Below are 11433 nucleotides of genomic sequence, written 5' to 3'. Positions count from 1 at the left end.
ACATGCAAAAACGCGCTTTATATTCCTTGGTTTTCTCTGCTCTTATTTTGGCAGGCTGTTCATCAACTAGCCAAAAAGAACAAGAAGGCCGTTACGAACTCGAATCCGATGTTGCACCGGATACACCGCTTTCAGTCGAACACATCGAGGATGCGCATCCTAAATATGAACCGTACAGCCTAGGTGGGAACAAAGATTACCACTTGCGAGGCAAAGACTACAAAATAGTTCGCAATGCGAAAGGCTTTAAAGAAAAAGGCCGCGCATCTTGGTATGGGAAAAAATTCCAAGGTCATTTGACTTCTAATGGCGAAATCTATGACATGTACTCAATGACGGCAGCGCATAAAACGCTACCGTTACCAAGTTACGTAAAAGTTACCAATACTGACAACGGCAAAACCACCATAGTACGAGTTAATGACCGAGGTCCTTTTCACGATGGCCGTATCATTGATTTAAGCTATGCCGCCGCGCACAAGTTAGATGTCATAAAAACAGGCACCGCGAACGTGGAAATTGAAGTGATCAGTATCAATCAGCCCACGGACAAAAAGTCATTAGAAGCGCACCCTAGGTACGTTATTCAAGTGGCATCATCAAAAAATGAAGAACGCGCGCGAACTTTAGGTACCGAGCTTGGTCAAAAATTGGATACAGAAACTTTCCTAGAGAGTGCGAAAGAGTCTTATCGCTTGTTGTTAGGGCCATTTACTGACTATTCCCTGACGCAAGCCACATTAGATAAAGTAAAGTTGCTCGGCTATTCGTCTGCATTTATTAAAAAACACAACACTGCCAAATGACCTCGTGTCATGAATTTCTCTTTGATCCCCCTCTTACATAACTAGGGATTCTGATAAGATGTCTGCAGTTAACCCAAAAATTTGAATTACCATGAATAAAAATAAGTTTGTGAAATCTATTCTCGTTTCTTCGGTTGCCCTTTCTGCAACTTTCGCTCAATCTGCTCTTGCATCACCTATCGTTGTTCCAGATGCCCCTCAAATCGCGGCGAAGGGCTACGTGCTGATGGATTACCATTCAGGTAAAGTACTGGCAGAGAAAGAGATGAACACAAAATTGTCTCCAGCTAGTCTGACTAAGATGATGACCAGCTATGTAATCGGCCAAGAGCTAGCGCGTGGTAATATCTCAGAAGATGATGATGTCACCATCAGTAAAAATGCGTGGGCGAAAAACTTCCCTGATTCATCAAAGATGTTCATTGAAGTAGGCACAACAGTTAAAGTACGTGACCTGAACCGAGGTATCATCGTCCAGTCAGGTAACGATGCCTGTGTTGCGATGGCAGAACATATTGCAGGTTCAGAAGATGCATTTGTTGACCTAATGAACGCTTGGGCCAACACATTGGGTATGACTAACTCGCACTTTGCCAACGTTCATGGCTTAGATAACGCAGAATTGTACTCAACACCATACGACATGGCACTGCTAGGTAAAGCACTTATCCGTGACGTACCAAATGAGTACCGAGTGTACTCAGAGAAGAAATTTACTTACAACGGCATCACCCAATACAACCGTAACGGTCTACTTTGGGATAAGAGCATGAACGTTGACGGCATCAAAACGGGTCACACAAGTAATGCGGGTTACAGCCTAGTAAGTTCAGCAACTGAAGGTCAAATGCGCTTGGTTGCGGTCGTTATGGGTACTAAAGATGCCAATGCTCGTAAGTCAGAAAGCAAAAAGCTGCTAAGCTACGGCTTCCGTTTCTTCGAAACAGTGGCACCGCACAAAGCAGGTGAAACGTTCGTAGAAGAAAAAGTGTGGATGGGTAACAAAGACACCGTAGCACTGGGTCTTGACCAAGATACTTACGTAACACTACCGCGTGGTGAAGCGAAAAACCTAAAAGCAAGCTTCGTCCTTGAAAAAGAGCTAGAAGCCCCAATTAATAAAGGTGATGTAGTTGGTAAGCTATACTATCAGATCGATGGTGAAGATATTGCCGAGTACCCACTAATGGCACTAGAAACCGTAGAGCAAGGTAGTCTATTTAGCCGCATGTGGGATTACATCGTATTGTTATTCAAGAGCTTCTTCTAAAAAGAACGTTAGAGTAGCAAACTTATTCGCAAAGCCGCCTGAATGGGCGGCTTTTTAAGTTTGAGCTCCTCGTCTTGAGTTCCCCCTAATTTGACTGTACTATTTCGCACCGCAACGAATATCTACTGGAGTTATCGATATGCTAACCATCAACTCTGATGCAAAATTAAAAGACCTGCTTGAGTTCCCTTGTTCATTTACTTACAAGGTAATGGGTCATGCAAAGCCTGAACTTCCAGAGCTTGTTCTTGAAGTTATTCAGCGCCATGCTCCAGGTGACTACAGCCCGACCGTTAAACCAAGTGCTAAGGGCAACTACCACTCTGTGTCAATCAACATTACTGCAACCTCTATCGAGCAGGTTGAGACACTGTACAAAGAGTTAGGTGAAATTGACATCGTACGCATGGTTCTATAATTTTTTGATATATTAAATTTTTTTTGAAAGCAGCCTTGGCTGCTTTCTTTTTATTTATCAAAGAGATAACGAGGCTTTACATCGCTTTCAGTTAAAAATCTGTTACGCAGCGGTAGAGCATCAGGGTTATCCGGTTTATAATCCAAAAACTTTATATATTAGCAACAGGAATTCCCATGCAACACCAACTTGTTGTAAAACGACTTGGCCGCCAAGACTATGAGCCTGTATGGAAGGCGATGCATGAGTTCACCGACCAACGCACAGAAGAAACCCGTGATGAAGTCTGGTTGGTAGAACATAACCCAGTATTTACGCAAGGACAGGCAGGTAAAGCTGAGCACTTGATTAACACTGGCGATATTCCTGTTGTACAAAGTGATCGCGGAGGCCAGGTTACGTATCATGGCCCTGGTCAGTTGGTCGCCTACTTCTTGATCAACCTACGCCGCAAAAAATTAGGTGTACGAGATCTCGTTACCACAATCGAGAACCTCGTGATCAACACGCTAAAAGCATACAATATTGACTCAGCCGCGCGACCTGACGCACCAGGTGTCTACGTTGCCGGTAAGAAAATATGCTCTCTCGGTTTACGCATTCGTAAAGGGTGCTCGTTTCATGGTTTAGCCTTGAACGTAAATATGGATTTAACACCGTTTCTGCGTATTAACCCTTGTGGTTATGAAGGTATGGAAATGGTTCAGGTCAGCCAATTTGGCGGCCCAGACAATGTAGAAGCCGTAGAAAAACAATTAATAGAAGAACTCGTTACTTTGCTCGATTATGAGCAAGTAGAATTCAGCACAGAAGCACCTTCTCAAGGTAATAAAGCATGAGCAAACCAATCCAGATGGAAAAAGGCGTTAAATATCGTGACGCCGATAAAATGGCATTGATTCCCGTAAAGAACATGCCTACAGAGCAGAAAGAAGTGCTACGTAAGCCTGATTGGATGAAGATCAAGCTACCAGCCGACAGCCAACGAATTCAAGACATCAAAGCGGCGATGCGTAAGAATAAACTTCACTCCGTATGTGAAGAAGCATCTTGCCCGAACCTAGCGGAATGTTTTAACCACGGTACAGCAACCTTCATGATCTTAGGTGCTATTTGTACTCGTCGTTGTCCTTTCTGTGACGTTGCTCATGGCCGCCCATTACCACCGGAAGCAGAAGAGCCTCAAAAACTGGCGAAAACCATTGCCGATATGAAGCTGAAATACGTAGTAATCACTTCTGTTGACCGTGACGATCTGCGTGACGGCGGTGCACAACACTTTGCCGATTGTAACCGCGAGATCCGTGCGTTAAACCCGCATATTAAGATTGAAACACTGGTTCCTGACTTCCGTGGTCGCATGGATGTAGCGCTTGATCTAATGAAAGACAATCCGCCAGATGTCTTCAACCACAACTTAGAAACCGCGCCACGTCTTTACCGTAAAGCTCGCCCAGGTGCGAACTACAAATGGTCACTTGAGCTCCTTAAGAAGTTCAAAGAGCAGCATCCAGATGTACCGACCAAGTCTGGTTTGATGATGGGTCTTGGTGAAACCAAAGAAGAAATCATCGAAGTACTGAAAGATCTACGCGCACACGGCGTAACGATGCTGACTCTAGGCCAGTATTTAGCGCCAAGCCGTCACCACTTGCCAGTAGAACGTTACGTTCCACCATCAGAGTTTGACGAGCTAAAAGAAGTTGCACTAGAACTTGGCTTCACGCATGCAGCGTGTGGTCCATTTGTTCGCTCTTCTTACCATGCCGATATGCAGGCTCAAGGTATCGAGATTAAGTAAGCTCTCGTTTGTTTTCAAAAGAAAGGTTGGCTCAGTGCCAACCTTTTTTGTATCTGTCAAATGATGATAAAAAGCCATTCTACCTCCGTCATTCTGAACAGCGAGGAACGAGCGTGATTCAGAATCTGTTTTCAGAATACTGATGATTTTTAGGGAAACGCTGAGTAAAAGAGTGTGCCTCAACAAGATTCCTGCTCTCGCCTAGGCTCGTCGGAATGACGCGGTTTGGATATATTGAAAGGGACAGTGTTGGTAGCCATCTCCTTATCACACACTCTTCGCTATATCTCATTCCAAACGCCAGACAAACAAAAAGGCCCTCAATTGAGGACCTTTAGTATATCAATGTTCAAAATAGATGAGTCGAGTTCTAGGAGAACACACGGAGTTTGCGCGAGCAAATGAGTATGTTCGACACCGAAATCGACTCACTCGATGAAAAGCAGTTATGCGTAAACTGGTAGACGCTTACAAATTTCTAGCACTTTCTGTTTAGTCGCTTCGATAACTTCTTCGTTGCCGATGTTATCTAGAACGTCACACATCCAGTTTGCTAGCTCTTTTGCATCTTCTTCAGTGAAGCCACGGCGAGTGATCGCTGGCGTACCTACACGAATACCAGACGTTACGAATGGGCTGCGTGGGTCATTTGGTACTGAGTTCTTGTTTACAGTGATGTTTGCTGCACCTAGTGCCGCGTCTGCGTCTTTACCAGTGATATCTTTGTCGATTAGGTCAACAAGGAACAAGTGGTTTTCTGTACCGTTAGATACGATTTTGTAGCCACGCTCTTGGAACTGACCAACCATTGCTTTTGCGTTTTTCACTACGCGAGCTTGATAAGCTTTGAACTCTGGCTCCATCGCTTCTTTGAACGCTACTGCTTTACCAGCGATAACGTGCATTAGAGGACCACCTTGACCACCAGGGAACACTGCTGAGTTCAGTTTCTTGTACATATCTTCGCCAGCATTTGACAAGATAAGACCACCGCGAGGACCTGCTAGTGTTTTGTGCGTCGTTGTTGTTACCACGTGAGCATGCGGTACTGGTGTTGGGTATTCACCGGCAGCGATAAGACCAGCTACGTGCGCCATATCAACAAATAAGTAAGCACCTGCTTTGTCAGCGATTTCACGCATGCGTTTCCAATCAACGATTTGCGAGTAAGCAGAGAAACCACCGATGATCATCTTAGGTTTGTGTTCAAGTGCTAGCTGTTCCATCTCGTCGTAGTTGATTTGACCAGCTTCATCGATACCGTAAGGGATAACGTTGTAGTGCTTACCAGAGAAGTTTACTGGTGAACCGTGAGTTAGGTGACCACCGTGCGCTAGGCTCATGCCTAAAACTGTATCGCCTGGGTTAAGAAGCGCCATGTAAACTGCGCTGTTTGCTTGAGAACCTGAGTGAGGCTGTACGTTAGCGTACTCACAACCAAATAGTTGGCATGCACGCTCAATTGCTAGTGCTTCAGCTTTATCTACGTACTCACAACCGCCGTAGTAACGCTTACCTGGGTAGCCTTCAGCGTATTTGTTCGTTAGCTGAGAACCTTGCGCTTCCATTACACGTGGGCTTGTGTAGTTTTCAGAAGCGATAAGTTCAATGTGTTCTTCCTGGCGAAGGGTTTCTTCCTGGATAGCTGCGAACAGTTCCGCATCGTAATCTGCGATGTTCATATCACGCTTAAGCATCTGTATCTCCTGACTCAGATTAGTACTGAAAGTTGCAAAAAAACTGTTGAATGACCCAACGCAAACGTTTTCGTCACCCTAATGGCGCGCATTCTACATAATTTGATTTAGGTCATAAAGAGAAATTTACAATTTTTCTCATGCAGTTTTTTCATGATGACAAGCAATGTTTACCATGCCAGCATTGCAATCGCATAACGACAATCTATTGCCTGTCAAATTTGTGCTTTACACCCTGTAAAACAGCAATTACATAGGTTTACCGTAAATTTTACCCTCTAGCTACCGAAAAGATCATCTTTTTACTACTATGCACGCCTTATTTATCACTAATGACTGCAACATTGATGGAAAAACACTCATTAAAAGAAGACTGGATAGCGATTCTCACGGGTACCTTTTTAGTAGCTCAAGGCGTTTTCTTTCTCCAATCCGCGAACCTTCTAACGGGAGGCACGACTGGATTGGCTCTGCTTATTAGCCAATTTACACCTTTTACCTTTGGTGTGCTGTACTTTTTAGCAAACAGTCCTTTTTACTTACTAGCATGGAAACGCTTCGGCCGTCATTTCGCCATTAATAGTGCCATTTCTGGCGCGTTGGTTTCTATCTTTGCCGATCATCTTTATTTGCTAATCTCGCTCGAATCGGTAAATGAAGTTTATTGCGCCGTCGCAGGCGGACTTTTAATGGGGCTTGGTATGCTGATCCTATTCCGACATCGCTCCAGCTTGGGTGGCTTTAACGTGCTGTGTTTGTTTATCCAAGACAAATTTGGCATTTCAGTTGGCAAAAGCCAAATGGCAATCGATGCATGTATCCTGTTTGCTTCATTCTTCTTTGTCACACCAGAAGTGATTGGCCTTTCAATTTTGGGGGCGTTTGCACTCAATCTCGTGTTAGCGATGAACCACAAACCGCACCGCTATTCCGTGACCTACGGTTCATAAATTTTTGATAATGATTGAAGCGCGATTTATAAGATTTCGCGCTCCAATCGCTATATAATACTTCGCGATTTCCAAATAGATCGGTACGGTATGCGCGACTTTCTGCAACAAGCTAAACAGACTCACAGTTGTATTGCGATTGGAGAGCTGATCTATAACCCGAAGACACAGACCCTTCATCAAGATGCTATCGCGATTGATCTTGAACCTCGCACCATTGAATTATTAGAACTGCTGTTAACAAGCGTTGGCCACCCACTCTCTGCTGACACCATTATTGAAACCATTTGGCAGAGCAAGTTCATCTCTAAGAATGTGCTCACGAACCGCATTAGCACCTTACGTGCCCTGCTACAGCAGTACTTACCCGAATACGATGCCGCTAAGCTCTTGGTCACTTACCCCCGCAAAGGCTACTTTCTTAACCCTGCCAATATTCGTTTAGTGCCACCAGCGAAAAACCATCGGCGCGTTATCTCAACCCAGGTGGCGAGTAATAAGAACTTCAAGCTGATTTTTGCTTACAGCTTATGTGCCATACTTGCGGTATGTAGCATGACACTCGCAAGCTTGTTATGGCAACGCCAAGAAATCTCAACACAACAAACACGTCATCAACTACTGATTCCCAAAGTCGAGCTACTACTCAACCGTGTCGATTCAATCGGCTCTCAGGCGCGAAAATACCGCATACTGGTCAAAGCCATCTTGCTGCAACAACAGGTCGAATATCCATACACCGACATCGCCAACCAAGATGCTCCCAGTTACTTTCTTGATCCTATCGGTCATACGCCATATTTCCCTGGCGCACGAAACATGCAGACCAGCGACTACGAGCTCAATATCGAGTTAAAAGACGGCGCAGAGCAAGGCATCTTGAAAGCGCAGATGAACCTTATTTATCCTGCGACGGGCAAGCTGGCGTTTCGCAATGAGTACACACTGCGTTTATCTGACCTACAATCGGATATTTTCCAAATGCACTCGGATGTCGCGCAATACTTCAATCTGCCTGCACCTTCGGCAAGTACGTGGCAGCTTTCGGATCTTCACAAAAAAATGTTATTCGAGAATGCCTTTTCTAGCCAACCTCTCCGACAATCTGATGAGTTTGCGGCTATAACAACGGCAAGACATCTCGCCTTATACGAGCACGAACATCAAAAGCTGGAAGCGTATTTAACTCAAGTACAATCGTCGTTTGATGTTTTGCCAGATGAGCTGAGCCTCTGGTTAGGTCTATTGCATTTCAAATTAGGTAACTTAGACAGGGCAAAAGCCCTGTTAACGACACCAGATGGCGACTCACGTATCCAAAACGCACTGATTTATACCTTTGTGTCTCACATTGCTTACAAGCAGAACAAACTTGAACAGTTCCGTCTCAACTACATGGAATCACTGGTGGCGCTGCTGCGCGTTTTACCTTCCGAAACCTTGTTTGAGCGTCTTTCTCAATCTGAATCAAAAGAGACTTGCCTCCAACCGTGGAAAACGTTGCATGTTAGTGTGACCGATCAAGAAATCATAAGCCGATGGAAAGCGCTCATTAACGAGTATTGCACTAATGTAGCCAACGAAATAAATCCAAATAAAACAAAGACCTAAATATAAAATTAAGCTTTCATTAACCCCTGTTATCTTTTGTTTTTTGCCCTTTTTCTCTCGCTGAACTTAGCATGCTCGCATTCAAGCAACGGCCCAACATGAAGCGGCCTTATCAATCAGGAATGTAAACCATGCTAAACAAAATGACGCTTATCGCAGCAGCAACTCTGGCTCTTTACGGCTGTGGCGGAGGTTCGTCTTCTGGCAGTGCGAATCCAAACAAAGTGCCTCAAGAAAGTTTCGACGTCTCGATTCACAACTCCATTTTCGCTCCTGTACCAAACACACAATTGAGCTATTCGTTTAGCTTGGATGGCCAACCAGAGGGCGACATGAAACTGAGCTTCCAAGCGATGGATAGCGAGCAAATATTGGCAGCATTGGCACAAATCCCAAACAGCGAGGCAATGGTCCAGTTGGTTAATGACTTGATGAACTACGGCGCCGAACAGTTCTACTATTCAGACGAGCAGTACAACGACGACGAAGAGAGCAATACGCTTTACTTTGCAGGATCAGATGGTGCACTCCATGAAATCACTGACGCTTATTTCATTGGTCATCAGTTTATTGCCATGCTTATGCACAGCGGTCCGATTTTCCGCCTAAACGGTGACGACGTAAAAGAGAAAAGCCCGAATATTGACATCGGTGAAGAAACTATGTCTCTGCAAACCACTCTTACAGGCTACTCAGTTCACAACCTACTAGACCGTTTTGAAGAGCATGAGTGGGTACAAAACCTTCCTATGACAGCATCTTGCCAAGTGGTTTGGCAACAGCAAATCCGAGAAACTGGCGTGCGTAAAGCGTTCTCGATCTCAGGCAAGAAAATTGAAGCGGCATACCTGATGGAAGAGAACATCTACAACCTAAACTGTGATGATATGGACTCAATGGAGTTCGCCACTTCGGCAGAACGTTGGTTTAATCCGAGCTTAGGTCTGATAGAACAAATTGAACTGCTGAAAGTACAACAAGTACAAATCAACGAAGAGAAAGTGCAGCTAACAGCGATTGAAACAAAATAAGCTTGCATTTTTTATAGATATCTCAATAAAAGAAGGCTTTGGGGAGCACACCAAAGCCTTCATCTCGAACATCAATCTTAGGGGTGATGACACCCGAGTTTATTCTTCTATCAATAAAATACGAGTTTCGTAAGGTCGTAACACTTGATGGTTTGACGCGACTGCGCTCGCTGAGTTTTGATAGTTAGATAGCAAGTTTTTCGCTTTACTCATATCAAAACGTTCTGGCAGAACGCATTCCACCTCTTCAGCATAGTAGTTATTGATACACAGCAGCGTTTGCTTATCGTTCTGACGAGCGTAAGCGAAAATACGTTTGTGCTCTGGCAGTAAATCTTCATAACGGCCATCGGTGATGACTGGAACCTGTTTACGCAGTTCAATCAGACGCTTGTAAAAGTAGAACACCGAGTTCAAATCGGCAACCGCAGCTTCAGCATTGATTTCAGAGTAATTCTGCGCCACTTCAAGCCACGGCGTTCCCTCAGTAAAGCCCGCGTGTTTTGCACTGTTCCATTGCATTGGTGTACGTGAATTATCACGCGACTTCTGTGCCAAGATCGCCATCATATCGTCATGAGATACACCATCACGGTTGACCATGATGTCGTACATGTTAGTACTTTCAACATCACGATATTGGCTGATTTCGGTATAACCCGGGTTGGTCATGCCGATCTCTTCCCCCTGGTAAACATAAGGTGTGCCTTGCATCATGTGCACTGATGCCGCAAGCATCTTGGCAGATTCAACACGGTATTGCTCGTCGTTACCTAATCGGCTCACAACGCGTGGCTGGTCGTGGTTACACCAGAACAGCGCCCCCCACCCTTTGCCATTTAAGCCCGTTTGCCAATGATTGAAGATCTGTTTTAACTGAATGAAATCAAACGGCGCTTTGGTCCATTTTTCACCATTTGGATAATCGACTTTCAGATGATGGAAGTTGAACACCATGGATAGCTCTTTGCCGTCTAGCGAAGAATATTGCTGGCAGTGCTCTAGCGTAGTGGAAGACATTTCACCCACCGTCACGCTGCCGTATTTTTGAAACACAGATTCGCTAATCTCTTGAAGGTATTCGTGCACACGTGGACCATCCGTGTAGAAACGACGACCATCACCAATATCGTCACTTGGAAAATCTTGCTGCTTGGAAATCAGGTTGATAACGTCGAGACGGAAACCATCGACACCTTTGTCTGCCCAGAAGCTGATGACTTCTTTCACTTCTTCACGCACTACTGGGTTTTCCCAGTTTAAGTCCGCTTGCTCTTTAGCAAAAAGGTGCAAATAGTACTGGCCTGTTTTTTCATCCAGCGCCCAAGCGTTACCACCAAACTTAGATTGCCAGTTGTTTGGTTCTACACCATCTACCGGATCTTTCCAAATGTAGTAATCACGGTATGGGCTGTTTTTATCACCCAGTGCGGATTGGAACCACTTGTGTTCTGTCGACGTGTGGTTCACTACAATGTCCATGATAATACGAATGCCCAACTGATGCGCTTCTGCTAGCAAAGTATCGAAATCTTCCATAGTGCCGAACTCAGGGTTGATCGAGTAGTAATCGGATATGTCATAACCGTTGTCGATCATTGGTGATTGGTAAACCGGCGTCAGCCAAATCGCATCCACACCAAGATGCTTAAGATAATCCAGCTTAGAAATGATCCCTTTGATGTCGCCCGTGCCTTTACTGCCACTGTCACAAAAGCTTTTTGGGTAAATTTGATAGATGGTTGCGGTTTTCCACCAGCTCTCATCATGCTTGGTCATAGCCATTTCTAACACTCACTTACCAGTAATCGGAAACTTAAAATTTGAAAAGAAAAATAGGAGGAGGCAG

General features: G+C 44.7%; 10 protein-coding genes. 8 read left to right on the top strand and 2 right to left on the bottom strand.

Features of this window, described 5'->3' with window-relative positions; genetic code table 11:
* Positions 1-2: 2 nt before the first annotated feature.
* The 5 genes from MTF70_RS19430 to lipA all read left to right on the top strand — a co-directional run bounded on the left by MTF70_RS19430 (position 3) and on the right by lipA (position 4295).
* Positions 3-806 (top strand): septal ring lytic transglycosylase RlpA family protein, encoded by an 804-nt coding sequence (locus MTF70_RS19430; protein ID WP_017635670.1) that lies wholly within the window; start codon positions 3-5, stop codon positions 804-806.
* 91 nt (positions 807-897) lie between these two features.
* Complete coding sequence (locus MTF70_RS19425; protein ID WP_005384132.1) at positions 898-2076, top strand: serine hydrolase; 1179 nt, start codon at positions 898-900, stop codon at positions 2074-2076.
* 139 nt (positions 2077-2215) lie between these two features.
* The gene (ybeD, locus tag MTF70_RS19420; protein WP_005384135.1) at positions 2216-2494 is read left to right on the top strand and encodes a DUF493 family protein YbeD; all 279 of its coding nucleotides are present in this window, start codon (positions 2216-2218) and stop codon (positions 2492-2494) included.
* A gap of 176 nt (positions 2495-2670) precedes the next feature.
* Positions 2671-3333 (top strand): lipoyl(octanoyl) transferase LipB, encoded by a 663-nt coding sequence (gene lipB / locus MTF70_RS19415; protein WP_005384137.1) that lies wholly within the window; start codon positions 2671-2673, stop codon positions 3331-3333.
* Positions 3330-4295, top strand: a complete 966-nt coding sequence (gene lipA, locus MTF70_RS19410) for a lipoyl synthase (protein WP_005391329.1) — start codon at positions 3330-3332, stop codon at positions 4293-4295. Before lipB ends, lipA begins: the two co-directional genes overlap by 4 nt.
* Positions 4296-4741: 446 nt before the next feature.
* Here lipA and glyA read toward each other — a convergent pair whose 3' ends face one another.
* A complete protein-coding gene (gene glyA / locus MTF70_RS19405) occupies positions 4742-5992 on the bottom strand; it encodes a serine hydroxymethyltransferase (RefSeq protein ID WP_005381985.1) in 1251 nt (416 codons plus the stop codon).
* Between the two features lie 347 nt (positions 5993-6339).
* Between glyA and MTF70_RS19400 the strand changes: the two genes are divergently transcribed.
* The 3 genes from MTF70_RS19400 (at position 6340) to MTF70_RS19390 (ending at position 9584) form a co-directional block, all read left to right on the top strand.
* Entirely contained in the window at positions 6340-6942 is a 603-nt protein-coding gene (locus MTF70_RS19400) for a YitT family protein (protein WP_017635671.1), read from the top strand.
* A 90-nt stretch (positions 6943-7032) separates the two neighbouring features.
* Entirely contained in the window at positions 7033-8553 is a 1521-nt protein-coding gene (locus MTF70_RS19395) for a winged helix-turn-helix domain-containing protein (protein WP_191116342.1), read from the top strand.
* Between the two features lie 131 nt (positions 8554-8684).
* Complete coding sequence (locus tag MTF70_RS19390; protein ID WP_132937043.1) at positions 8685-9584, top strand: hypothetical protein; 900 nt, start codon at positions 8685-8687, stop codon at positions 9582-9584.
* Positions 9585-9683: 99 nt separating this feature from the next.
* Here MTF70_RS19390 and treC read toward each other — a convergent pair whose 3' ends face one another.
* Positions 9684-11369 (bottom strand): alpha,alpha-phosphotrehalase, encoded by a 1686-nt coding sequence (treC, locus tag MTF70_RS19385; RefSeq protein WP_191116343.1) that lies wholly within the window; start codon positions 11367-11369, stop codon positions 9684-9686.
* Positions 11370-11433 lie beyond the last annotated feature (64 nt).

The organism is Vibrio sp. 2CM40D (assembly GCF_023161825.1).
Taxonomy (GTDB): domain Bacteria; phylum Pseudomonadota; class Gammaproteobacteria; order Enterobacterales; family Vibrionaceae; genus Vibrio; species Vibrio alginolyticus.
Note: the sequence above shows the minus strand (reverse complement) of the source record. Positions and strands in the feature narration are given on the sequence as shown.

Excerpts from the sequence above, each read along its gene's own strand:
- MTF70_RS19430 (WP_017635670.1), top strand. The coding sequence starts at position 3 with ATGCAAAAACGCGCTTTATATTCCTTGGTTTTCTCTGCTCTTATTTTG.
- MTF70_RS19425 (WP_005384132.1), top strand. The coding sequence starts at position 898 with ATGAATAAAAATAAGTTTGTGAAATCTATTCTCGTTTCTTCGGTTGCC.
- ybeD (WP_005384135.1), top strand. The coding sequence starts at position 2,216 with ATGCTAACCATCAACTCTGATGCAAAATTAAAAGACCTGCTTGAGTTC.
- lipB (WP_005384137.1), top strand. The coding sequence starts at position 2,671 with ATGCAACACCAACTTGTTGTAAAACGACTTGGCCGCCAAGACTATGAG.
- lipA (WP_005391329.1), top strand. The coding sequence starts at position 3,330 with ATGAGCAAACCAATCCAGATGGAAAAAGGCGTTAAATATCGTGACGCC.
- glyA (WP_005381985.1), bottom strand. The coding sequence starts at position 5,992 with ATGCTTAAGCGTGATATGAACATCGCAGATTACGATGCGGAACTGTTC.
- MTF70_RS19400 (WP_017635671.1), top strand. The coding sequence starts at position 6,340 with ATGGAAAAACACTCATTAAAAGAAGACTGGATAGCGATTCTCACGGGT.
- MTF70_RS19395 (WP_191116342.1), top strand. The coding sequence starts at position 7,033 with ATGCGCGACTTTCTGCAACAAGCTAAACAGACTCACAGTTGTATTGCG.
- MTF70_RS19390 (WP_132937043.1), top strand. The coding sequence starts at position 8,685 with ATGCTAAACAAAATGACGCTTATCGCAGCAGCAACTCTGGCTCTTTAC.
- treC (WP_191116343.1), bottom strand. The coding sequence starts at position 11,369 with ATGGCTATGACCAAGCATGATGAGAGCTGGTGGAAAACCGCAACCATC.